General features: G+C 48.5%; 20 protein-coding genes. 11 read left to right on the forward strand and 9 right to left on the reverse strand.

All coding sequences use genetic code 11. The features are described from left to right. Window positions 1-17: 17 nt before the first annotated feature. Complete coding sequence (locus tag PJF56_RS17955; RefSeq protein ID WP_283764076.1) at window positions 18-3,416, forward strand: Swt1 family HEPN domain-containing protein; 3,399 nt, start codon at window positions 18-20, stop codon at window positions 3,414-3,416. 342 nt (window positions 3,417-3,758) lie between these two features. On the opposite strand, the gene PJF56_RS17960 is transcribed toward PJF56_RS17955, so the two are convergent. The 4 genes from PJF56_RS17960 to ilvC all read right to left on the reverse strand — a co-directional run bounded on the left by PJF56_RS17960 (window position 3,759) and on the right by ilvC (window position 6,664). Beyond that, window positions 3,759-4,634 (reverse strand): DNA-formamidopyrimidine glycosylase, encoded by an 876-nt coding sequence (locus tag PJF56_RS17960; RefSeq protein ID WP_283764077.1) that lies wholly within the window; start codon window positions 4,632-4,634, stop codon window positions 3,759-3,761. A 48-nt stretch (window positions 4,635-4,682) separates the two neighbouring features. Next, window positions 4,683-4,892 carry a photosystem I reaction center subunit IV gene (locus tag PJF56_RS17965; protein WP_283764078.1) on the reverse strand — a complete coding sequence of 70 codons (210 nt, stop codon included), beginning with the start codon at window positions 4,890-4,892 and terminating at the stop codon, window positions 4,683-4,685. A gap of 97 nt (window positions 4,893-4,989) precedes the next feature. Continuing rightward, on the reverse strand, window positions 4,990-5,568 hold the full coding sequence (locus PJF56_RS17970) for a DUF6391 domain-containing protein (RefSeq protein ID WP_283764079.1): 579 nt from the start codon (window positions 5,566-5,568) through the stop codon (window positions 4,990-4,992). Window positions 5,569-5,668: 100 nt separating this feature from the next. Then, window positions 5,669-6,664: a ketol-acid reductoisomerase gene (gene ilvC, locus PJF56_RS17975; protein ID WP_283764080.1), complete on the reverse strand. Its 996-nt coding sequence runs from the start codon at window positions 6,662-6,664 to the stop codon at window positions 5,669-5,671. Between the two features lie 286 nt (window positions 6,665-6,950). Here ilvC and PJF56_RS17980 point away from each other — a divergent pair, with 286 nt between their 5' ends. The 4 genes from PJF56_RS17980 to PJF56_RS17995 all read left to right on the forward strand — a co-directional run bounded on the left by PJF56_RS17980 (window position 6,951) and on the right by PJF56_RS17995 (window position 11,591). After that, window positions 6,951-7,187 carry a photosystem II protein, Psb35-related gene (locus PJF56_RS17980; protein WP_283764081.1) on the forward strand — a complete coding sequence of 79 codons (237 nt, stop codon included), beginning with the start codon at window positions 6,951-6,953 and terminating at the stop codon, window positions 7,185-7,187. Window positions 7,188-7,645: 458 nt separating this feature from the next. Beyond that, window positions 7,646-9,085 (forward strand): glutamate--tRNA ligase, encoded by a 1,440-nt coding sequence (gene gltX / locus PJF56_RS17985; protein WP_283764082.1) that lies wholly within the window; start codon window positions 7,646-7,648, stop codon window positions 9,083-9,085. A gap of 661 nt (window positions 9,086-9,746) precedes the next feature. After that, window positions 9,747-10,127: a hypothetical protein gene (locus tag PJF56_RS17990; protein WP_283764083.1), complete on the forward strand. Its 381-nt coding sequence runs from the start codon at window positions 9,747-9,749 to the stop codon at window positions 10,125-10,127. Between the two features lie 204 nt (window positions 10,128-10,331). Continuing rightward, a complete protein-coding gene (locus tag PJF56_RS17995) occupies window positions 10,332-11,591 on the forward strand; it encodes a serpin family protein (protein ID WP_283764084.1) in 1,260 nt (419 codons plus the stop codon). A gap of 77 nt (window positions 11,592-11,668) precedes the next feature. Here the strand turns inward: PJF56_RS17995 and hisA are convergent, their stop codons facing one another. Beyond that, complete coding sequence (hisA, locus tag PJF56_RS18000; RefSeq protein ID WP_283764085.1) at window positions 11,669-12,442, reverse strand: 1-(5-phosphoribosyl)-5-[(5-phosphoribosylamino)methylideneamino]imidazole-4-carboxamide isomerase; 774 nt, start codon at window positions 12,440-12,442, stop codon at window positions 11,669-11,671. Window positions 12,443-12,506: 64 nt separating this feature from the next. Further along, on the reverse strand, window positions 12,507-13,358 hold the full coding sequence (locus tag PJF56_RS18005; protein ID WP_283764086.1) for an Npun_R2479 family HD domain-containing metalloprotein: 852 nt from the start codon (window positions 13,356-13,358) through the stop codon (window positions 12,507-12,509). Between the two features lie 403 nt (window positions 13,359-13,761). Between PJF56_RS18005 and fbp the strand changes: the two genes are divergently transcribed. The 3 genes from fbp to opcA all read left to right on the forward strand — a co-directional run bounded on the left by fbp (window position 13,762) and on the right by opcA (window position 18,041). Beyond that, window positions 13,762-14,790, forward strand: coding sequence for a class 1 fructose-bisphosphatase (fbp, locus tag PJF56_RS18010; RefSeq protein WP_283764087.1), 1,029 nt, complete (start codon window positions 13,762-13,764; stop codon window positions 14,788-14,790). A 70-nt stretch (window positions 14,791-14,860) separates the two neighbouring features. Further along, the gene (gene zwf / locus PJF56_RS18015; RefSeq protein ID WP_283764088.1) at window positions 14,861-16,390 is read left to right on the forward strand and encodes a glucose-6-phosphate dehydrogenase; all 1,530 of its coding nucleotides are present in this window, start codon (window positions 14,861-14,863) and stop codon (window positions 16,388-16,390) included. A gap of 316 nt (window positions 16,391-16,706) precedes the next feature. After that, a complete protein-coding gene (gene opcA / locus PJF56_RS18020; protein WP_283764089.1) occupies window positions 16,707-18,041 on the forward strand; it encodes a glucose-6-phosphate dehydrogenase assembly protein OpcA in 1,335 nt (444 codons plus the stop codon). A gap of 152 nt (window positions 18,042-18,193) precedes the next feature. On the opposite strand, the gene PJF56_RS18025 is transcribed toward opcA, so the two are convergent. Together PJF56_RS18025 and PJF56_RS18030 are read right to left on the reverse strand one after the other, a co-directional pair. Next, window positions 18,194-18,598, reverse strand: a complete 405-nt coding sequence (locus PJF56_RS18025) for an acyl-CoA thioesterase (RefSeq protein WP_283764090.1) — start codon at window positions 18,596-18,598, stop codon at window positions 18,194-18,196. A 13-nt stretch (window positions 18,599-18,611) separates the two neighbouring features. Next, entirely contained in the window at window positions 18,612-19,442 is an 831-nt protein-coding gene (locus PJF56_RS18030) for an ATP-grasp domain-containing protein (protein WP_283764091.1), read from the reverse strand. A gap of 66 nt (window positions 19,443-19,508) precedes the next feature. On the opposite strand from PJF56_RS18030, the gene pcrA reads away from it, so the two are divergent. Together pcrA and PJF56_RS18040 are read left to right on the forward strand one after the other, a co-directional pair. Then, complete coding sequence (pcrA, locus tag PJF56_RS18035) at window positions 19,509-21,902, forward strand: DNA helicase PcrA (RefSeq protein WP_283764092.1); 2,394 nt, start codon at window positions 19,509-19,511, stop codon at window positions 21,900-21,902. Between the two features lie 42 nt (window positions 21,903-21,944). Further along, complete coding sequence (locus tag PJF56_RS18040; RefSeq protein WP_283764093.1) at window positions 21,945-22,415, forward strand: DUF3592 domain-containing protein; 471 nt, start codon at window positions 21,945-21,947, stop codon at window positions 22,413-22,415. Window positions 22,416-22,461: 46 nt separating this feature from the next. Here PJF56_RS18040 and PJF56_RS18045 read toward each other — a convergent pair whose 3' ends face one another. Continuing rightward, on the reverse strand, window positions 22,462-23,778 hold the full coding sequence (locus tag PJF56_RS18045) for a cytosine deaminase (RefSeq protein WP_283764094.1): 1,317 nt from the start codon (window positions 23,776-23,778) through the stop codon (window positions 22,462-22,464). Window positions 23,779-23,931: 153 nt separating this feature from the next. Here PJF56_RS18045 and PJF56_RS18050 point away from each other — a divergent pair, with 153 nt between their 5' ends. Further along, on the forward strand, window positions 23,932-24,564 hold the full coding sequence (locus tag PJF56_RS18050) for a PQLLE family protein (RefSeq protein ID WP_283764095.1): 633 nt from the start codon (window positions 23,932-23,934) through the stop codon (window positions 24,562-24,564). Window positions 24,565-24,855 lie beyond the last annotated feature (291 nt).

Here is a 24,855-nt window from a genome sequence, read left to right on the forward strand (position 1 = left end):
CCATCACCCAAAAACCTATGGCAATCAACAACAAAGAACGAGTCGGTCGCGCCCTTGACACCCTCCTTAAAGGCTTATATCCCTTCGTCGAGCGAGAAATGAAAGCCACCCACAGCAAACACTGGCTCGTTCGTGCCGCCAGCTACCTCAAAGAAGATCGAATGGGTCGTGACACCGCCCAAATTCTGCAACAAGACATCGCGGAACTCCTCTACATCATGATCTGCGAATGGCGCGATGTCTTCAGCCAACCCCTCGGCCAAACCCAACGCGCCTTTGTCAGCGAACTCAAAGAAATCCGCAACCAATACGCTCACGGTAGACCCTTCTCCACCGACGACACCTATCGCGCCCTCGATACTGCCAGCCGTCTTCTCTCTGCCATTTCTGCCCCCGAAGCCGCCGAAGTCGATAAGCAAAAACAAGAACTCATGCGACTTCGCTACGAAGACCGAGCGCGCCGCGAAACCCGCCGCGCCGCCCCCACGGAAGGCCAACCTCTTTCCAGTCTCAAGCCTTGGCGAGAAATCGCTACTCCCCATCCTGACGTTGCCTCCGGTCAGTTCCAACAAGCGGAATTTGCTGCTGACCTCTGGCAAGTCTACCTCGACGAAGGATCTGACGAATACCGCGACCCGACCGAGTTTTATCGTCGCACCTACCTCACTGAAGGTCTGCAACAACTGCTAACCAACGCCCTGCGGCGGCTCAGTGGTCAGGGGGGCGATCCGGTCATTGAACTGCAAACCAACTTCGGCGGTGGCAAAACCCACGCAATGCTCGCGCTCTATCACCTTTGCCAAGCCTTGCAAATCTCTGATCTTCCGGGCATGGAACCCATTTTTCAGGCAACAGACCTCAAGCAACCACCCCAGAATGTTAACGTAGCCGTTTTAGTCGGTAACAAACTTCAGCCCAGCGGTATCGTTCCCTATGGTTCCAATGCCGCAAAACGCCCATTTATCAAAACCCTCTGGGGGGAATTGGCATGGCAACTGGGCGGAGCGGAGGGATATGAATTCGTTCGTCAGGCTGATGAAACCTCCACCAACCCTGGCGATGCCCTCAAGGTATTGTTCAATCGCTTTTCACCCTGTTTGATTCTGATTGATGAATGGGTGGCCTATGCGCGGGAGTTATACGATCGCAGCGATACCGCAGGAGGCAGTTTCGACACCCAGTTTACCTTTGCCCAGACCCTCAGCGAATCGGCAAAGAATGCAGACCGAACCCTCTTGGCCGTTAGCATCCCCGCCTCTGAAACCCAAGATTCCAAAACAGGACAAACCCGAAGTACCGATATTGAAACCGGAGGAGAACGCGGCAAGGAAGCCCTAGACAGACTCAAAAATGCGATCGGTCGGGTGGAATCCCCTTGGCGACCCGCCAGCGCGGAAGAGAGTTTTGAGATTGTGCGGCGGCGGCTGTTCCAAACTACAACCGACCCCAGCCTATTTGTGCAACGGGACGCTGTGGTGAAAGCCTTTGCCGATATGTATCGCACTCAGGGACAGGAGTTTCCTAGCGAATGCAAGGAAGCTGACTACGAGCGGCGAATGCGAGATGCCTACCCCATTCATCCCGAATTGTTCGATCGCCTTTATTCCGACTGGTCGAGTCTGGATAAATTCCAGCGCACCCGTGGCGTACTGAGACTGATGGCAAAGGTTATTCATTCCCTCTGGGAACGCAACGACCAAAATCTCATCATCATGCCCGCTCATATCCCCATGGACGATGCTCAAGTCCAGTCGGAACTGACGCGCTATCTCGACGATAATTGGCTTCCCGTCATTGATAAGGATGTGGATGGAGCCAATTCTCTGCCCCTTTCCCTCGATCGCAACAATCCGAATCTGGGTCGTTACTCTGCCTGTCGCCGCGTCACCCGCACCGTCTACATGGGGTCTGCGCCTACCTTGCGAGCTGCCAATCGTGGGTTAGAAGATCGCAGAGTCAAGCTGGGCTGTGTTCAACCAGGGGAAAGTGTTGCCACCTTTGGCGATGCCCTGCGACGGCTTACCGATCAGGCGACCTATCTCTATATCGACGGGAATCGTTATTGGATTTCAACCCAGCCCAATGTCAACCGCACCGCCCAAGAACGAGCCAATCAGTTTTTGAGCGATCGCTACCTCGTCTGGGAAGAAATCATCAAACGCCTCAAGGCCGATAAAAATCGGGGAGAGTTCAGTGCTGTCCATGTCGCCCCCGACTCCACCGCCGATATCCCAGACGATCCAACCCTGGGAATTCGCTTGGTGGTGCTTGATCCGCAACATCCCCATAGCAAAGGCACAGAAGATAGCGCAGCCCGCCAGTGGGTCGAGAATGCCCTGAACCATAAGGGCAGCAGCCCCCGCTATTACAAAAACACCCTGCTTTTTCTGGCATCGGATAAAAGTAAAATTGAAAACCTGGAACGCAACACGGCTCAATATCTGGCCTGGAAAGCGATCGTGAATGACAAAGATGCTCTCAACCTCGATGTCTTTCAAAGCAAGCAGGCTGCCACCAAGCTCAAACAATCTCACCAGGATGTTGAGAATATCCTCCGCGATACCTATCAGTGGCTCTTAATTCCCGATCAACCGGATGCTCAGGGTGGCATTGAGTGGAATGAAACTCGACTACCCAATCAAGACTCCCCTATTCTGCAAGCGAGCCGCAAAGCCAGCCATGAAAGCGATCTTCTAACCACCTATGCAGCTACCAACTTGCGACTGGAAGCCCTCGACAAGTACCTCTGGCGGGATAGCAACCACATCGACCTCAAGCGTCTCTGGGAATATTTAACTCAGTACCTCTATCTGCCCCGCCTCAAGGATCAAAACGTGCTGGTGGAAGCTGTTCGAGACGGCGTAGCGTCAACGATTTGGGCTGACAACTTCGCCTTTGCCGAAGCTTTTGATGAAGAAAAAGGTAAATACCTGGGACTTAAAGCAGCAACAGGCATAAATCCAAGCATTAGTATTCAAAGCCTCCTGGTGAAGCCTGACATTGCCCAGCAGCAGTTTGATGCAGAAGCAGCCCAGGCAACCACCATTACCTCTGGTGGTTCAACGACTATCACGGGGGAAGGAACGTCAGGCGGTGGCTCATCAACCAATGGCTCCGGTGACGGTACAACGGGCAGTGATGGTGGTTCTGCCAATGGGATGGGAGATAGCCAAACGACTGTCCTGCGTAGGTTTTATGGCAACGTCGATATCGATGCGATGCGGATAAACCGGGATGCACCAGCGATCGCTAATGAGGTCATCCAGCATCTCACTGCTCTCAACGGTGCCAAGATCAAAATCACGCTCGAAATCGAAGCAGAGATTCCTGACGGAGTACCTGATGATGTCGTTCGTACTGTGACTGAGAACTGCCGAACACTGAAGTTTAACAGTCAGTCATTTGAGCAGAGTTGACTCTGCGAGAGGAAGAGAGTAGCGAAGCGACTGGTGAAAGATTATAGTAGATTCAATTAAGATTGAGACAATCATAATTGGTCTATTGTAGGGGCGGGTTTCAAACCCGCCCCTACAACCGTGTCTCATTGCTATTTGAATTGACTATAAGCGCAGATCGCCTATGAGGAGCAGCACAATCATGCGATCGCCTCAACTTGCTGTAATAGTTTACAATACCATTTCTCTATCAATACCTTCGCCATTTTCCTGTAGGTTGGGTTGAACGAAGTGAAACCCAACCTCAACCCAACGTATTTGTTGGGTTTCGTTCCTCAACCCAACCTACAAATCAAGGCATTTTTAATTTTTAATTGATTGGCATTGGGGGCAAAAATGACTCGATCGCCCCCCCAACTTCATGCGCTCAATTATCGTGTTACAACGGCGACAGGGTTCACCCCTACGACCATACACCCACGCCACCCCCGCATAATTGCCATTTACCCCCTGCACATTCAAAAAATGGCTAAACGTCGTACCCCCCTCCCGCAAGCTATCTTCCAGCACCTGAACCACCGCCCTCGTTAACCCCTCCACCTGGGAATTAGACAGATCGCAACAGCGCGTTTCTGGATGGATTCCACAGAGAAAAATCGCCTCATCCGCATAAATATTACCCAGTCCAGCAATTAAACTCTGATCCAATAAAGCCGTTTTAATCGGTCGCTTGCGGTTCTCCAACTTGCCGCGCAAATAGACCACCGAAAACTCCTCAGAAAGCGGCTCTGGCCCCAATTTTCCTAAGCCCGTCATCACCTTCTCTAGGGCTACATCCGCAGGAACCCACCAAACCCGACCAAAGCGACGCTGATCCACAAACCGTAACTCTTTTCCCGACTTAAACCCCAATCTTACCCTCGTATGTTTCGCCAGAGGTTCCGTCGGAGCCACCCATAACAACTGCCCCGTCATCCGCAAATGCACCCCCAAAGTGCCTCCAGGCTCTCCTTTGCGGGTTAACTCAGCTAACAAATACTTGCCGCGACGATGCCATTGCTTAATCTTCGCTCCCCTTACCCCCTGCAAAAATTCATCCACAGAAGAAGGGTGGGCAATGCTGTGACTTAAGCCAGATATCCGGCGATCGCACAACACTTCCCCACCCTCAATCTCCTGCCCTAGCGTCAGTTGATTGAGTCCTCTACGAACCGTCTCAACCTCTGGTAGTTCAGGCACAACTCTTGCTCATCCTAGATAGACTTCGCCAAAAGACTATGTTAAGACCTACTTAACTTCTTCAAGCTCGCTTTCTGCAAAGTTATTGGTATTGAGTCCAGAAGGGCTACCACTAAAACCGGTATAGTTCACTTTCTCAAAGCGAACCACAACGGGGTATTTAATCCCGCTTTTGTCGATGGTGGCTACCGTACCGACATCGTTATACCAGTAGGACTCTTTGCGTTTAATACGGACTTTAGAACCACGTTGAACCATGATGACTGTTTCCTTTGAGTATTTGTTAACGAGCATTGTTTCTCAGGGTACTACTCAACGGCTCTCGTCGGCACGCTTAGTATTTTAAGTTTTGTTACTAATCCTGCCATCCCACGCGCACAAAATGGGCCGGTTTCCCCCACATATCTTGAGTTTCCTCAATTCTGACGATTTCCAGGTTAAAGGGAATGGCGGTCGTTAGGTAGCGTTGGGCAATGGGCCCCACATCGGGGGCTAACTGGGAAGCCGCCATCGCCGCCACTCCCACACCCAGCAATTGCCCTAGGGGGTCTTTGGGCATCATGAAATTCACGCCCAGGGTAAAACCAGCCGTCAGCAGCAACGCCACAGAAATATTGGTTCCGCACCGGGGATGAACGGCCAGGTTCCATTCTCCTCTGGTAATGCGGTCAAGGGCACTATACACGGCTCGCCGTAAGGTTTGAGGGTTAACCTGGCCATACAGATAAAATCCCTGTTCTGTAGACATGCCTCCCAACAGTTCACCACTGCTGTCTAACTCCGTCAGCACCCAAACGGTAGCATGTTCTAAGGCATGAACTTGGCGCACCATTAACACTTCTTTCAAACCCGGCAGAAAACCCAATTGTTCCAGGGTTTGCCGGTCTTGAGTCGCTTGAGGCACAAAGTCAAAGGAAGAGGCTGTTTCTGTCATGGTTATGGTTGGATGAATTAAGACCTACTTAAATGGTAGCTAGAAATTCCCAGACTCATTAACAGTGAGGACGGGTTAAGAACCCGCCCAAAATCAGAAACTATGCTTTTTTCAGCCAGCTAAACATGGCTCGCAAGTCTTTCCCGACCTCTTCAATGGGATGTTCGGCTTCTTGGCGACGCATGGCCGTAAATCCGGCTTTACCCGATTGATTTTCTAAGACAAATTCGCGGGCAAATTGGCCGCTTTGAATTTCTTGGAGGATTTTCTTCATTTCGGCCCGGGTTTCATCGGTGATAATCCGGTGGCCGCGAGTATAATCGCCGTATTCGGCAGTATTGGAGATACTATCGCGCATTTGGGCTAGTCCTCCTTCTACTACCAAGTCTACAATTAACTTGACTTCGTGGAGGCATTCAAAATAGGCTAATTCCGGCTGATATCCTGCCGCTACCAGGGTTTCAAAACCGCTCTTAATCAGGGCACTTAAGCCACCGCACAAGACTACTTGTTCGCCAAATAGGTCGGTTTCCGTTTCTTCGCGGAACGTGGTTTCTAGGATACCGGCACGAGTTCCGCCAATACCTTTAGCATAGGCCATGGCGCGATCGCGGGCTTGTCCCGTTGCATCCTGATAAACCGCAAATAAACAAGGAACCCCTTCCCCCTGTTCATAGGTTCGCCGCACCAAATGTCCCGGCCCTTTTGGCGCTACCATAATCACATCCACATTCTCTGGGGGAACCACTTGAGCAAAGTGGATATTAAACCCATGGGCAAACGCTAAAACATTACCTTCACTCAGGTTAGGGGCAATTTCATTCTGATAAATTGTCTTCTGCACCTCATCTGGCAGTAAAATCATAATCAGCTCTGCTGCTTTGGCCGCATCCGCAACAGGCTTAACCGTTAACCCGGCAGCTTCTGCTTTCGCTTTTGACTTACTTCCCTCATACAACCCCACAATCACATTTACCCCACTCTCCTTTAAATTCAGTGCGTGGGCATGTCCTTGGGAACCATAGCCAATAATAGCAACGGTTTTACCATTGAATAAGTCTAAGTTAGCATCCGCGTCGTAGTACATCCGGGCCATAACAGGATTCTCCTTGGTGATTGGTCTGTATTTTATGCCAGCCTTTAAGTATAGCGCGTTGTGGGGAAAATGGGAAGAAGATGGAGAGCATTCAAGTCTATAGCGCTTTCTGCTTCGCAGACATGAAACGCGCGGTAATAGGTAAATCGGATTGCTATGGATTGAACCGCTCAGAGGGATCTAGGTCACACTAGAGTGTGATTAACATCATATTGACAGATGTGGCAAGAATTCGTTACATTAGTTTACAAGAGACGAAACAAAAGTTCACACAAAGGAGAACATCATGGTTAACTTAGTTATTCTTTCCTTACTCTTCATCGCTGGTTGGGTTGCTGCTTCTGTCATCGGAACCCAAGCCTACTTCATGGGAGAACAAACCAAATCCATCCACGAACGCAACTGGGATTCCGATGGCTTCAATAGCATCGCTAAATCTGTAACCGGTCAAGAAACCGACTACACCAACCGCGTCCCTGGATATAGCTTAGATACCTATGGCAGCAACAACCTGGCGAGCTAGTCATCTCGGTAGCGTGAGTACCCTAACTTCCCGTACTCACCTCTATGTCTTAACGCTAATTCCTTTTTTTTGGAGTTAGCGTTTTTCTGTCTCTAATCGAATGACAATTGTTGAACCAGATTCGATATTACTCATTACAGCAGTTTTCGCGCTGTATGAGGTACATGAATGGCGGTTTTTAAGAAGAGCCAGAATAGCTCACTCGCCCTTATTGAGTCTGTTGTTCACTCCCCCCATTCCCCCGCTCCCCCATTTCCCCACCCAGAGCGCGAAGCGCTGTATTATCTCAAGTCCGCTTATTGATGTCCGCGAAGCGGAAATACCCTAATTAAAAATCCAGGGAGCAAGATGCTCCCACTCCAGTCAGATCAAAGAATTCGAGGAGTGCGGGCATCTTACCCGCTTCTCAACCTCAAGCGTTAAAATCAGAAAAAGTTGTATCGAAAGAGAAAACTTTTGTGAGCGTTAGAGTCAGAATCGCACCGAGTCCCACCGGAAATCTGCATATTGGTACAGCACGGACGGCTGTATTTAACTGGTTATTCGCCCGCCATCTGGGGGGAAAGTTTATTATTAGGATCGAAGATACAGATCAGGAGCGATCGCGCCCCGAATATACTGATAATATCCTCGAAGGCCTGAAGTGGCTCGGTTTAACCTGGGATGAAGGCCCCTTTTATCAGTCCCAACGGCTCGATATGTACAAGCAAGCCGTGCAAACCTTGCTCGATAAAAAACTCGCCTATCGCTGCTATTGCACCACAGAAGAACTCGACGACATGCGAGCCAAGCAAAAAGCCGCCGGACTTGCTCCCCGCTATGATAACCGCCATCGCCATTTGACGGAACAGGAACAAGCCACCTTTGAAGCCGAAGGTCGTAAACCTGTAATTCGGTTTAAGATCGACGACGATCGCACCATTGTCTGGAAAGATTTAGTCCGGGGAAGTGTCAGTTGGAAAGCTGGCGACTTAGGCGGAGATATGGTCGTTGCTCGTGCTGCCGAAGCCGGAGGAGTCGGCCAACCCCTCTATAACTTAGCCGTAGTCGTCGATGATATGGACATGGCCATCACCCATGTCATTCGCGGCGAAGACCATATCGCCAACACCGCCAAACAGATATTACTCTACGAAGCCTTGGGGGGACAGGTTCCCGAATTTGCCCACACGCCCCTAATTCTTAATCAAGAAGGGCGCAAACTCTCCAAGCGCGATGGCGTAACCTCCATCTCCGACTTCCATAAGATGGGGTATATTGCTCCCGCCCTAGCCAATTATATGACCCTGTTGGGTTGGACAGCTCCCGATGCGACGCAGGAACTCTTTACCCTAGAGGAAGCGGCCAAAACCTTTAGCTTCGATCGCGTCAATCCAGCCGGTGCTAAATTTGATTGGGACAAACTCAACTGGATTAACAGCCAATATCTCCATCATCTCCCCGTCAATGAATTAACCGATCTGATTCTTCCTCTCTGGAAAGCCGCCGGTTATGACGTAGACTCCCAAGAGCGCCCCTGGTTAGAACAACTCGTTGCCTTAATCGGCCCCAGTTTAACCCGGTTGCCCGAAGCTGTGGAATTAGGGCAAATGTTTTTTACCCAAGAGATCGACTTCTCTGAAGAAGCGCGGGAACAACTGCAAAAAGAGGGCGTAAAAGAGATTCTAGAGTCCCTCTTAGCCACCGTCGAGGGCGCTACCCTGACGGAAGACACCCTCAAAGATGCCATTAAAGCTGTCACCAAAGAAAAAAAGGTGAAAAAAGGCTTAGTGATGCGGAGTGTACGCGCTGCCTTAACCGGTGAAGTCCACGGCCCCGACTTGATCCAATCTTGGTTACTCTGGAATCAGAACGGACAAGATGGCGATCGCCTTAAACAAGCCCTACAAACCCTATAGCCAGTCGGGAATGGGGAATAGGGAATAGGGAATAGGGAATAGGGAATAGGGAATAGGGAATAGGGAATAGGGAATAGGGAATAGGTAATGGGTATTTCTCCGTGTCCCCGTGTCCCCGTGTCCCCGTGTCCCCGTGTCTCCGTGTCCCCCCATCTCCCCATCTCCCCATCCCCGTGTCTCCGTGTCCCCCCATCTCCCCATCTCCCCATCTCCCCATCCCCGTGTCTCCGTGTCCCCCCATCTCCCCATCTCCCCATCCCCGTGTCTCCGTGTCCCCCCATCCCCCTATCTTCACGGAAATAGGGGGTCAGAGGTCTAGGGGGAAATCCGGATTTTCTATTTAGTATTTTAAGTAAATTCCCCTTGTACGCCTGTCCTGACTTCAAGCACCGGTAAAACCCAATCGTAAAAATTCGGATATTTTGTTCTCTTTGAACAGGATGTCGGTTAAAAGTTCGCTAATATCACTGAAGATTGACGATCTTGGGAGTATTCAGCCGCAGTGATAGAACTTTAAAAATCCTGTATGCTGGAAGAGAGGCCAGACAAAAGTTTCCCTGATCCCAGCCGAGAAACCCCGGCCAAAAGCCTCAATCGCCCTTAAATTCAACCTTTTTTAAAAAAATTTGCTTCAAACCTTAATCTTTTTTAACTTTAAGTCATGGTTCTTCAACAACATCCATTAAGAAAATTTGCCATTTACCAGCAGTCTCGTCGCAAAAAACGATATATCAGCGTTGTTGCCTATTTTGACCGCCATGGTATTCTCAATGATTATGTGGTTCTCGATCAAAGCCTCAAAGTCGATTGGACGAGAGTCATTTTCCAAACCATTTCCCTCAAACTGTTGATGGGGTCTTTCCTCAGTTTAGAAGGATTCACAAAAGTTACCATTAAGGGTAAAGGATTTAAGGCAGCCATTATTCCCATTAACACCGGATATAGAGCCATGATCTATGAGCAATCTGAGGATGGTGAAGAAACAAAAAAACCTCCTGGCATGGACAGTAACTATACCTTTCCTCTAGTCAAAGCTAACTAGAAATTAACTCAATTTCTCAACATAAACTCAGGAAAGTTAGGTATTGAATCAATAGGTGAATGGGGAGGATAGTCTATTTCCCTATTGCCTATTGCCCATTCCCCCATGCCCTTCCCTTGGTTACAGAAAGGGTAACACCACTGCCATCTGCCGATCGCTATGACAGCCTAGAAGTATAGATCCCTATATTCTGGAGTGCGGAGCATGAATGCACAAACGCTAAAAAAGATCGGTATACTGATGACAGCAGGTTTAGTCCTCTTGGGGTTGTGGGGATGTTTTCGTCCGACGACTCCAGGGGCGATCGCCTCATCTCCAATTCTCACGGCTACCGATACTCCTGTGAATCCCCAGTTAACCGATGCTCAAACCCGGTTTAGCTTTAAGCTATGGCAGCATTTATTAGCCCAGCAAAAAAAGGAAAATATCTTAATTTCTCCCTCCAGTGTGGCGATCGCCCTCACCATGACCTACAATGGCGCATCAGGAGACACTCAAACCGCCATGCATGATGCCTTAGAACTACAAGGCATGAGCTTAAGCGAAGTCAATCAAGCCTACGCCAACCTCAAGCAGCGTTTAGAACAGAGCGATCCATCCGTTCAGCTCAAATTAGCCAATTCCCTTTGGGGCAGAAATGACATTAACTTCAAACCCGACTTTCTGCAACAAACCCAAGCCTATTATGATGCCAATCTGCGATCGTTGGATTTTACCGATCCAGCCACTCCCAAACACATCAATCATTGGGTGAGCAAGCAAACCCAAGGTAAAATCCCCCAAATTGTCGATCAGGTTAATCCCAACGATCTTCTCTTCCTGATTAATGCCACCTACTTTAAAGGAAACTGGCAAAACGAATTTAATCCTAATCTTACCCAAAACCGTCCGTTTCACCTCCCCAACGGACAAGAAAAACAACATCCCATGATGTTCCAAACCGGGAGCTACGATTATCTCGAAACCGAACAATTCCAAGCCATTCGCCTACCCTATGGTGAAGGCCGATTTAGTCTCTATATCTTTCTACCCCAAGCCGACCATAACCTATCCCAATTCTATAGCCAACTCAACAGTACCACTTGGCAAACCTGGCTAGGGCAATTTGCCCAACAGGACGGTTCTATTACCCTGCCTCGATTTCAACTGGAATATGGCGTAGAACTCAAACCCGTTTTATCCGCATTAGGCATGGACATTGCCTTTAGTGACAATGCTGATTTTTCTGGCATCAGCGACTCGTCTGCCAAAATCGATCGCGTGAAACATAAAACCTTTATTGAAGTGAATGAAAAAGGCACAGAAGCGGCTGCGGTAACCTCCGTTGGCATTGTCGCCACCTCGATTCGTCCGCCCTCTAATCCCTTTGAAATGGTTGTCGATCGCCCCTTTTTCTACGCCATTTACGATCGGGAAACCCAAACTCCTTTGTTTTTAGGATCGATGGTCAATCCTGCCATCTAAAAGTGATTATTCAGATTTGATCTTACTAAGATTGAAGGCGGATGAAATAGGTGACCGAGGCCCTGTTGACCTGGCCCCTAGCCGATCGCTGTTGAATCTAAATCGGGGGGGATATCCTGTAAACGACCGGGGCCGATCGCCTGTAGCGCTTCCTTCAATACCACATCACCGGTGTATAACGCCTTACCCACAATCACCCCAGTCACCCCCAAACGTTCTAGGGCCAAGAGACTGAGCAAATCCGTCACGCTACTGACTCCGCCGGAAGCAATCACCGGCACATCCACCGCTTCCGCTACTTCTCGCAAGGCGGGAATATTGGGCCCCTTCAGGGTTCCATCCCGATGAATATCCGTATAAATAATGCCATAAACTCCCATCTGGGCGCAATTTTGGGCCAATTCAATTCCAGAAATGGTCGAGTTTTCCAACCATCCCCGCGTCGCCACCTTACCCTCACGGGCATCAATCCCCACCATAATTTGCCCTGGAAACTCCTGACAGAGCTGTTGGACAAGTTCGGGATTTTCCACCGCCACCGTACCGAGAATCGCCTGTTTGACCCCAGTCGAGAGCAAATTGGCCACCCCGGCACGGTTTCGCAAGCCGCCTCCCACTTGTACCGGAATCGGAATCGCTTGGGCGATCGCCCGAATCACCTCCAAATTCACCGGCTCTCCCGACTTCGCGCCATCGAGATCTACCACATGCAAGCGTTTTGCCCCCTGAGAAACCCATTGTTTGGCGATCGCCACCGGATCTTCATCAAACACCTGACTTTGCTCATAATCACCCTGATACAAGCGCACACAGTTCCCCTGGAGCAAATCAATCGCCGGAATCACATCCATAACACTTATTCTCCTAACACCTCAAAATCCCCTCTATCCTACCCCATTCCCTTCTCTTTTTCCCTCAAACAAACTGATCCGTTTGCGCCTCATGTTCCACCCGAAAAACATTCGCATACAAATTAGCAATCACCTGCTTCCCTTCCTGCGTCAACTTCAAATGATTCAACGAAGGCTTAATATATGGCGCAACCACATTCCAGAAAAACGCCGGATAATTATTCCGCAAATCCCCAGGATTCTCATACCCTAACTGTTTATTAGCCCCATTTTCCTCAAACTCATAAAACAGGGCCGGAATCTTTTGTAAATACTGCGGATCGCTCAACTGACCAATTAAATCCGCCCCCCGAACCAAACCCGGATAATTCGCCGTATCCGCATGATCTTCATCCTTGGGAACCGGAAAACGAGTCAACTCAATATTGCGTTTAATTTCCTCTGCATCAATTAATTTATGTCCCCCAAACCGCTCCTCAATAAACCGCATACCCCGGTCTACATGATAAGGCGTAAGCCCCGCATCCGTTGCCCCTGGTGGCAACTCAATCATACTATTATCGATCCCAGAATCATACAACCGTTCTGAATGCCGATCCTGACGACAAACCCCCTTAATATAACCAATATCATGACAGAGCAAAGAAATCATAAAATGCAGCCAATCTTCTGCCGAAACACCACCCTCACGAATATGTTTTCCGCGAAGAATTTCTTGCCCCACCAATGTTACGAAAATCGTATGTTCCACATTATGATAAAGGGCATCACTATTGGCAATATTTTCCAGGGCCATACTTCCAGCCCAAACGATAATATCCGCATAATCAGGTTTATAGCCACCATAAGTCCGGTGGTAACCTTCCCGGATTTTTACCAAGAATTCATTAATGACAACAGAAGTCAGATTTAACATTAGAGTCTTCGCGGACGTGCATTCATCTGGCATTGGATCTTCGTCAATTATAAAGGATAACTTCAACCGCCGGTCAGAGAGTTTAAAACAACAACCAGACTCAGCTTATCAATCCGGCGATCGCCCTCTCAGAACCCATGAGTACAGTCTCTCCATTCTTAAGCAAAATCGATCCTCTTTTTTCCTGATTAATCCTGCCAATGCCCCCCAAAACCTCAACCCCCCAGTCACCCTCTAGCATAGGTAATTAAACCCTGGCTCCCTTTCCCAACCAGCCATTTCTATAGTTCATCTTAAGCTTAGAGCCATTGAGTAACCCCATTCCTTAACATAATCAACAAGTCCATCTCAAGGGATGACAAACTGTCCATTGCATTAGAACGTTAAAAGAGGAACCCGACCCATGGCCGATGCCCATGTCGAAGTTGCCCAAGAACATGCCCTAGACCGGGATTGTACCACCCTATCCCGCCACGTCCTCCAACAACTGCAAAGCTTTTCCCCAGACGCTCAAGACCTCAGTGCGATCATGAATCGCATTGCCCTCGCCGGAAAACTCATCTCCCGTCGTCTGTCCAGAGCCGGACTGATGGATAACGTTCTCGGATTCACCGGAGAAACCAACGTCCAAGGGGAATCCGTCAAAAAAATGGATGTCTACGCCAACGACGTATTCATCAGCGTTTTCAAACAAAGCGGCCTCGTCTGTCGCCTCGCCTCCGAGGAAATGGAAAAACCCTATTACATCCCGGAAAACTGCCCCATCGGCCGCCAAACCCTGATTTACGACCCCATCGACGGCTCATCGAATGTCGATACCAACCTCAACGTTGGCTCCATCTTCTCCATCCGCAAACAAGAAGGCATAGATTTAGATGAAAGCGCCTCCGACCTCCTCCAAGACGGACACAAACAAATCGCCGCCGGGTATATCCTCTATGGCCCCAGTACCATACTCGTCTATTCCGTCGGCAACGGAGTCCACGCCTTCAACCTAGACCCCAGCTTAGGAGAATTCATCCTCAGCCGAGAAAATATCAAAATTCCCAGCCATGGAGCCGTCTACAGCGTCAATGAAGGGAATTTCTGGCAATGGGACGAACCCATGCGCGAGTATGTGCGCTATGTTCACCGCCACGAAGGATGCACGGCTCGCTATGGCGGAGCCTTAGTGGGCGATTTTCATCGCATTTTATTCCAAGGGGGAGTCTTTCTGTATCCGGGGACTCTGAAAAAACCAGAGGGTAAACTACGGTTACTCTATGAATCAGCACCCTTAGCCTTCCTCGCCCAACAAGCAGGAGGCCGCGCCAGTACAGGGACTCAAGATATCTTAGAGGTAATCCCCAAAGAACTGCACGCCAGAACGCCCTTGATTATCGGCTCTCCAGAAGATGTGGCCTTAGCCGAATCTTTCCTCAACCGTGCCTAGCGAGATAAAATAACCCCACACCAACATTCTGTACATCTAGATTAAACCCACTATCGTCAATTGACTCTCTATGGTTACACTCACAGAAAACCCTCTGCGCGTTGGACTGCAACAAGATCGTATTCCTGAACCCCAGATTTTAATTATTTTTGGTGCATCTGGAGACCTGACTCAACGCAAATTAGTCCCGGCTCTCTACCAAATGAAATTAGAGAGACGACTGCCCCCAGAATTGACTATTGTGGGGGTGGCTCGTCGCCAGTGGAGTCATGACTTTTTTCGCGAGCATATGCGCGAAGGTGTGGAAGATTTTGGGGGCGGTCTTCAGTCAGAAGAGTTGTGGCATGAGTTTGCCCAAGGCCTGTTTTACTGTCCTGGAGATATTGACAACCCGGAAAGTTATCAAAAGCTCAAAGTGTTTCTGGAAGAACTCGATAGTCAACGGGGAACTCGCGGTAACCGGGTGTTTTATCTCTCGGTTGCGCCTCGCTTTTTTGGAGAGGCGACCCAACAGTTGGGGAATGCGGGGATGTTGGACGATCCCACTAAACAACGGTTGGTGATTGAAAAGCCCTTTGGCCATGATTTGGGTAGCGCCCGGACTCTGAACCGGGTGGTAACTCAAGTGTGTGATGAAACGCAGGTGTACCGCATTGACCATTATTTGGGTAAGGAAACGGTACAGAATTTGTTGGTGTTTCGGTTTGCTAATGCCATTTTTGAACCCCTGTGGAATCGCCAGTTTATTGACCATGTGCAAATTACGGTGGCGGAAATGGTGGGCTTGGAAGGACGAGCTGGCTATTATGAAACGTCTGGGGCGCTGCGGGATATGGTGCAGAACCATTTGATGCAGTTGTTTTCGTTGACGGCGATGGAGCCGCCGAATTCTTTGGATGCGGATAGTATTCGTAATGAGAAGGTGAAGGTGGTACAGGCAACCCATTTGGCTTCTTTGAGCAATTTGGATGCATGTGCGGTTCGGGGTCAGTATACGTCGGGTTGGATTAAGGGTAAGCAGGTTCCGGGATATCGGGATGAGGAGGGGGCGAGTCCGGAGTCGGTAACTCCTACTTATGCGGCGCTGAAGTTGAATATTGATAATTGGCGCTGGAAGGGGGTTCCGTTCTATTTGCGGACGGGGAAACGGATGCCGAAAAAGGTGTCGGAGATTGCGATTCAGTTTAAGGATGTGCCCTATTTGATGTTCCAGTCGGCGGCGAAACAGGCGAACCCGAATGTGCTGGCGATGCGTATTCAGCCGAATGAGGGGATTTCGATGCGCTTTGAGGTGAAAACGCCGGGGAGTTCTTTGCGGACGCGATCGGTTGATATGGATTTTCGCTACGATCGCGCCTTTGGTCAAGCGAATACGGATGCTTATAGCCGCTTGTTGATTGATTGTATGTTAGGCGACCAGACTCTGTTTACCCGTGGCGATGAGGTGGAAGCGTCTTGGCGAGTGTTAACGCCAGTGTTGGATGTTTGGGATGCTCCGGCTCCTCCGGAAGTGATTCCCCTCTATGAGGCGGGGACTTGGGAACCGGTGGAGGCAGAGTTATTGCTGAACCGAGATGGCCGCAGGTGGCGGAGACTTTAAAGCGAAGATGGGGACACGGGGACACGGAGACGCGGAGACGCGGGGACGCGGGGACACGGGGACACGGGGACACGGAGACGCGGGGACACGGGGACGCGGGGACACGGGGACACGGGGACACGGAGACGCGGAGACGCGGGGACGCGGGGACACGGGGACACGGGGACACGGAGACGCGGAGAAGATATGGAGAATTAACTCTTGCCTCTTGCCTCTTGCCTCTTGCCTCTTGCCTCTTGCCCATTCCCTATTCCCCATTCCCTATTCCCCATTCCCCTATTACCCATTACTCATTACTCATTACTCATTACTCGTCATGACTTCTACTCCGATTGTTACGTTACAAAAACCGAAGGATATTTCTCTAGGAGAGATTGAGGCGGAACTGAATAAGATTTGGTTGAGCCAAAATACAGGCAAGGCTACGCCAGTGGCTACGCGAGCGGCGACGTTTAGTATGGTGATCTATGAGCCGGAGGAATTCCAACAGTTGTTGGCTGGTTTGGGGTTCTATAGTGGCTCCATTGATGGTATTAATGGCCCGATGATGAAGGAGGCGGTGCGTGAGGCTCAGATGGCTTACGATCTGAGGATCACCAGTCGCATTGATGGGGAGACGCTACACCGTTTGCGCGAGGAGTATGGGAAGCGATCGCCTTCTCAGGTAGCCGATCTCAGTAATGTAGATTTGCGGGGATCGAGTGTCAGTGAGGCGATCGCCTCCCAAAATCCCTGTCGGATCATTACTCTCTGCCCCGTTTTAGGCGAAGATCGAGGCGTGAGCGCCCAGGTTTCTGCCTATTGTCCCATTCAAAAAAGCAGCAGCAGCAGCACCTTGGTCTGCTGTGAATACATTACCCTACGCGGGACAAAAGAAGCCCTAGAACGGGTGAAAGAGTTGATTTCCTCCCTATTAATCCCCGATTTACCCAAGTTTGCTTGGTGGAAAGCAACCCCCAACCCAGAGCAACCCTTATTTCAACATTTAGCTGAACAAGCCAATTGTATCGTCGTCGATTCCTGTTATTTTAGCGATCCGGCTTCCGAATTGCTCAAAATTTATGAGTTAATCGAATCAGAAACCTATATTGCCGACTTAAACTGGCATCGGTTTTATCCCTGGCAAGAATTAACCGCCGCCGCCTTCGATCCGCCAGAGCGCCGAGATTCCCTAGGCGATATCGATCAGGTAACCATTGACTATGAAAAAGGCAATGATGCCCAAGCTTTGATGTTTTTGGGATGGTTAGCCAGTCGCCTTGGTTGGCAACCGGTAGCTTATAACGATGAAGGCGGCGATTATGATATTAAACGGATTGAGTTTTCTGGCCCAGAAAATAAGAAAATTTATGCGGAGTTAGCCGGAATTCCGACGGCTGACTGGGGCGAAATTCCAGGGGATTTAGTCGGGGTTTTGCTCAATTCTAGTAATCCTAGTGCCAATTGTTGCACGATTTTATGTTCCGAAACCACCGGATGTATGCGGATGGAAGCCGGTGGCAGTGCCAGTAATAGTCGCACCGAACAGGTGACTGCGGTTACGGATCAAAAGGCAGAAGAGATGATGAGTCAACAGTTGCAACGCTGGGGACGAGATGTTTTATATGAGGAAAGTTTGGCGGTTACTGCCCAAATTTTGAAGTTGCGATAAGGCATAGCCCTCACCCCCAACCCCCTCTCCCACGGGAGAGGGGGCTAAATAAATGACTGCCCAACTTAAAACTGTAGGTTGGGTTGAACGGCAGTGAAACCCAACAAAGTCAACTATCGTAGGGTGGGCATTGCCCACCTTATTTTCAGTCATTAATTTGACCATTGATCGAGCCAGTTGAGTAAGAATTCTGGTATGGGTTGCCGGGTGCGCTGGTGAGCGTTGATACAGACATGGCGGGTGGTGGCTTGGGCTGCCAGGCGATCGCCCACTTTAATATGATAATTAATCTCATATTCATCCGGTGGACAAAAGACCGGAGTCAGTTCAATTTCTAGACTATCTCCACAAGTCAGAGGTCGATAAAAATCCGCTTTACTATGAATAATTGGAAAAGCCATCTTCGGCTGACAAAAGAACTCTTTTAAGTCAATTCCAGCAGCAGCCAAAGACGCTTCATAGGCTTCATGACACAACTGAAACACATTAGCAAAATAAACCACACCAGCAGCATCCGTTTCTGCAAAGCGAACCGTCCGAGTATAGCAAAATGGCATGATATTCTGTCCTTTAATCTGACTCCATGAGAGATTTTAAAAGCTTCTCAAATACCTCTACCACCAGCCCCTCTGGATTATCGCGAATGAAAATACCATAATTCGGATTAGAATTCATTTCAATTAGCCACAAATTTCCTGACTTATCCTCCGCAATATCAAATCCTCCATAGCTAATCGGTAACACCTCAAAAACAGGCTGGATAAACTGCTCAATGGTGCTAATTTTGTCTCGATCGCCAATATGAATAGCTTGAGCGCCTTGCCAATGGAGAGGACTCAAGTTACCCACAAAGTTGGCTGTTTGAATATTTTTTTCATAAAGCAACACCAATGATTGATTTAAGAAAATGGCTCTATATTCTGTTTCAATATTAATCGTCTGTTGCGCCAACGCCACATAATCATAATCTTTAGTGTGCAGATCGAAAATTTTCTCTAAGGATTTTTGTATCTCAGAGGCTCGATCGCACAAAAACACATTCACTCCACAAGATCCTGTATTTCTCTTGATGATGACTGGCCAATCAAAAGTGTCTTCAATGTCCGTGACTATTTTGGGGATTGTTTTATAAGTTACATAATTTTTATAGGTTGGATTATCAGGGTCAATATATGCAGAGGTTTTCGGCATCAACACCCTATCCTTAAGGATATGATAAGTATAATCCTTATCCTTCAAAATCCTCATCATGCCCCCGGTTGACATCGGGGTAAATCCATTAACAAAGAAATAGGGCTTATCCAGATTAACTTTAATCAGATTTTGGTTGGGATGAACAATCTCATAATCTAGGTTTAAAGACTGGCAAGCTTCCAGCAAAAGGCGAATATTGGTAAACATTAGGCGGGGTTAAGAGATGTTATAATGTTTTTTTTGATTTGCCGTAGACTCAGCCTTGTTCCGACCATGACCCAAACCTCAGACTTTCTCAGGGTTCTTAACCCTTCACAACGAAACGCAGTTGAGCATGTGTGCGGCCCAATGTTAGTGGTTGCTGGAGCAGGTTCGGGGAAGACTCGCGCCCTCACCTATCGGATTGCTAATTTAATTTTACGGCATCGGGTCAATCCAGAACAGATTCTGGCAGTAACGTTTACGAATAAGGCAGCACGGGAGATGAAGGAGCGCATTGAGCGCCTCTTTGCCGAGCAGTTAGCGACGAGTGCTACGGGACGAGATTGGGATGATTTGGGGGATGCAGAACAGATGCGGTTGCGATCGCGCATCTATCATGATTATATTAAACCCTTATGGGTGGGAACATTTCATGCCTCCTGCGCTCGCATGTTACGCTACGACATCGATAAATATCAGGATGAAAGGGGCAGACGGTGGGATAAACAGTTCTCCATCTTTGATGAATCCGATGTGCAAGGTCTGGTGAAGGAAATTGTCACCAAAGACTTAAACCTTGATGACAAAAAATTCAATCATAAATCCGTGCGTTACGCCATTAGTAATGCCAAAAACAAAGGTTTATCCCCCCAAGACTTTCAGCAGGAACAACCCAATTATCGAGGACGGGTCATTTCTGAAGTTTATGAAATGTACCAGAAACGACTAGCAGAAAATAATGGCCTCGATTTTGACGATTTAATTTTAGTCCCTGTGAAGTTAATGCGCCAAAATGAGCAGGTTTTAGCCTACTGGCATAACCGCTTCCGTCATATTTTAGTCGATGAATATCAGGATACCAACCGCACCCAATATGACTTGATTCGCCTGTTAGCAACAGGAGAAGTCAATAGCCGTGACTATAAAGACTGGGAAAATCGCTCCATTTTTGTCGTCGGCGATGCAGATCAATCCATTTATAGTTTCCGCATGGCAGATTTCAGGATTTTGATGGATTTTCAACAAGACTTCGGCGATGGTTTACCCGATCGCCAGAGCAAGACAATCGTTAAACTCGAAGAAAATTATCGATCGCGGGAAAATATCCTACAAGCCGCCAATGCACTGATTCAGAACAACCAAGAACGAATTGACAAGGTGTTACGCCCCACTCGTGATTCAGGCGTTCCCATTACTTGTTACCAAGCCGATAATGAAATCGAGGAAGCAGAATTTGTCATCCGTCAGATTCGTCAACTGACACAAAAGAATCCCGATGTGAATTGGGGCAGCTTTGCCATTTTATATCGCACCAACGCCCAGTCCCGTGCCTTTGAAGATGTCTTAGTACGTCAGAATATCAAATATCGGATGGTGGGGGGATTAAAATTTTACGATCGCAAGGAAATCAAGGATGCCATTTGCTACCTAAGACTCTTAATCAATCCCGCCGATACCGTCAGTTTGCTACGCATCATTAATGTGCCCCGTCGTGGGATTGGCAAATCTACCTTAGATCGGCTCTTAGGCGCATCCGCAGAACTGGGGATTCCCCTATGGGAAATTATCAGTGATGAAACCTCTGTGCGGACATTAGCCGGACGCTCAACCAAAGCAGTGATGAGCTTTTATAACCTGATTACCCGTTGGCAAGCGCGGGTGGAAACCGACAATGCTTCAACCATTGCCCAAGGTATTTTAACCGACTCCGAATATCTCAAAGATTTGAAATACCAAGGAACGGACGAATCTGAAAATCGCCTACAAAACCTGCAAGAGCTGTTGAGTGCCATTACCCAATATGAGGAAGAAACTGGAGATCCCCATTTATCCAGTTATCTCAATTATGCTCCCTTACAATCGGATTTAGATAAACTAGAAGAAGGGGAAAATGCGGTTACCCTGATGACGCTTCATGCAGCCAAGGGGCTAGAATTTCCGATTGTGTTTGTAGTGGGTTTAGAAGAGGGTTTATTCCCCAATTTTCGTAGCATGGATGATCCGGCTGCCCTAGAAGAAGAACGGCGCTTATGTTATGTCGGCATTACTCGCGCTCAGGAACAATTATTTTTAACCCATGCCCAGGAGCGTCGGTTATGGGGAAATCGAGAATCGGCTACTCCCTCTCAATTTTTAGGGGAATTACCCCGGGAATTGTTAAAGGGAGGTACGGCTTACCAAGCCCTAGTTACTGCTCCGAGTCCAGCTCCTAAAAAGTCACCGCCCAAAACGGTGAGTAAACCAGAGAAAAAATCAGCCGGTAAACCTACCAGTAAGGGCAAAAAGAGCCAGAAAAAAAATACGGATTGGCAAGTGGGCGATCGCGTACTGCATCGGAGCTTTGGAGTTGGGCAAATTACCCATGTTTTCGGCGCTAAGGAAGAACAGCAATCGGTTGCCGTTCAGTTTACTGGTTTAGGGCGAAAAATCCTCAATCCTAAAGTAGTCCCTTTGCAAAAATTATAAAGTTTAGTCTTTTTGCAGGAATTTTTGGAAAAGGAGTGCGATATGTCAGGCTCGAATCAGAAAACACTCAAAGTCGTGGGGATTACGTTTTCCAGTATTGGTTTTCTCCTGTTGATTGTCACTGGCGTTCTGGGGTTTAATACTCGCTCCTTCCTTGAAGTGGCTAAAAAAGCAGAAGGCTCAGTGGTGGAGTTAATCCGGAGAAGAAGCAGCAATAGCAGTAGTAGCACGAGCCGGTCTTACGTTTTTCATCCAGTGATACAATTTGAAACGGCTAATGGAGAAGCGGTCGAATTTGAATCGAATAGGGGTAGTAATCCCCCCGCGTTTCAGACTGGACAATCGGTAATTGTTCTCTATAATCCTGAAGAAGTCAATCAGGCAAAAATTGATTCGTTTTGGGATTTGTGGCTGATTGCGATGATTACAGGATTGAATGGTAGTGTGTTTTTCTTCATTGGAGTGGTGTTACTCTATTTTGCTATCCGTCAGGGAGGGGATACGACAAGCTGAATGGTGGCTGAGAGTGTAAAGCGGTGTAACTGCTGTAAGTTGGAGTTCAAAGGCGATCTAATTCGGCATAGTCGGGTAAGGTGGTATCGATGGGTTGACCGTTACGGAGTACGATGCGGTCATGTTGGGAACGGGCTAACAGTTCGGTAAAGCGTCGTCCTTTGAAGAGAATGAGGTTAGCGGGTAAACCGACGGCGATCGCTACTGGATTGGGTAATTTCATGATTTTACCGGGAATTGTGGTCACCGCTTGCGGCCAATTTCCATAGGGGATATCTAAATGGGCAATTCTCACGGTTTGATTAAAGACTTCTAGCAAGTCATGATCGCCAAAGGCAAAGAAGGGATCGCGACAATTGTCAGAAGCGAACATGACGGGAATTCCCATCTGTTGCATTTCTTGAATTAAGGTCACCCCGCGATAGGTGGGGGTTTTTCCCGGTTGTCGGTCTTGCAGGTAGAGATTACACAGGGGTAAGCTGACGATCGCAATGTTAGCCGCTTTGACTGCTTCTAGGGTTTCTTGAACCATTTCTGGCGGTTGTACGGCTAAACTACAACAATGACCGCAGGTAATTTGCCCTTGAAATTGATGATTTTGGGCTGTTTTGGCTACGTGATAGAGGGTACGCGCTTCTGGATTTAGATTTTCATCGGTATGAAAATCTAGGTCTAAGTTACGCTCTTTAGCCATAGGAAACACCTGACTCAGTTGGCGCTCCAGATTAGGGTTCATCAGGGGCATTCCCCCTAAAATTCCGCCCATTTCCGCTAGGCGATCGATCGACTGTCGTCCTTCTGGGGTCAGTAATTCTTCTAACGTGCTTAAACTCACCGCTTGCAAGTGAATTTTCCCTTGCCATTCTTGCTGGAGGGTTTGGAAGACTTCCCAAGTGACTTCTGTTTCTTCGCCTCTAAAGTCGAGATGGGTGCGGATGGCTGTGGTTCCGTGAGCATAACTACATTTTAGGGCGAAATTCATCCGCCGATAGAGATCGTCGGCTGTCCAATAGCGATCGCCATCTTCCATAGAAGCGGCGATCGCCCCAGAAAATGTACCATCAGGATTCTGGCTCCGATGCCAAATATGGCCCTTATCCAGATGGGTATGGATATCGACAAAGGTTGGCCAAACTTGGCCCCCCTTCATATCATAGACATCCTTTTCATTGCTCGGAGGGCGATCGCCACTGGCGCAAATTTCCGTAATCATGCCCTCCTCGATATGAATATCCACCCGCACCAATTTTTCTGAGTTCGGCGTAATTGTGGGAGGGCAATGTTTAGGAAGAAACAGACACAGAGGAACTTGGGCGTTACAGAGCCAGTAGCGATCCTGTTCTAGAATACTCTGAGGGGTCATGGGGGAGTAGGGCGCAAAGGATTGATTATACTACTTTACGCCTTTTCTTTTGTACGAGACATGCAGCCCTCACCCCCAACCCTCTCTCCCAGAGGAGAGGCGGCATAAAAAATGTTATAGAGTAAAGAACCATGGTGTGGAGTTGATTTGTCTATGTCTTTGAGTGAAAGTATCGATCGCTTTTTTCTATCGTCTAAAGTCGCCCTCGAAGGCGCTCTCAACCATTCAGAGATTCAAAATGACTTGCTCGAATTTGGCTATACCCCGGAGCGCATGGAGCGGGGAAAAGCCCTGTACGATTCAGCTTGGGAAGCGCTGATGAAGCAACCCATACCCGGAGAACGGGATATGAGCATTGTGGAAGAAGCTTTAGCAGTAGCTCAACCGAGCTACGATATGCATTTAAGGATCGCTCGTGTGGCGTTTCGCAAAGATGGGGTAACCCATGTAAAACTGGGGTTAATGGGCGATCGCAAACCGAGTTTATCCGGTTGGCTGATGCAAGCCAAACAGTTCTATACTCAGAGTTTAGATGATTTGAGCCTTGTGGATGTTTTAGCCGATTATGGCCTAAGTCAGGAGCGTTTAGAGGCCGGAAAAGTTAAGGTAGAAGCGGTTGATAAGGCCTATGCAAGCTATCAAGACGGCATAGAAGCAGCCATACGCCATCGAGATGATGCGATCGATGTGTTAGCTGATTGGATCGCGGACTTTCTGGCGATCGCCCAAATTGCGATCGAAGATCGTCCCGAATTGTTACCCGTTTTAGGAATCGAAAACGCTTAAAGAAAAAGGCGATCAATCGATTGATATTACTGTAGTGGGAGCATCTTGCTCCCTACGTTCAGACAAAAAATGTCTTCTGGATAGGGATGATGGTCTAAATACCGTCGCAGAGGAGGACGCACGATCGCCCGATGATAACGTTCCAGAGTTCATTTATACAATGTAAGAGTCATCTGCGCTGCTCCAATTTCCGACTCCAGTTTTGCACCGCTCGAATCACCCGATTGTGCGGTTGCGTTTGGCGTAAAATCAGAAAATCATTTAACCGAGTAGCCGTTACCCTGGGAAAAG

Origin of the sequence: Roseofilum halophilum BLCC-M91 (genome assembly GCF_030068445.1) — a bacterium.
Lineage (GTDB): Bacteria > Cyanobacteriota > Cyanobacteriia > Cyanobacteriales > Desertifilaceae > Roseofilum > Roseofilum halophilum.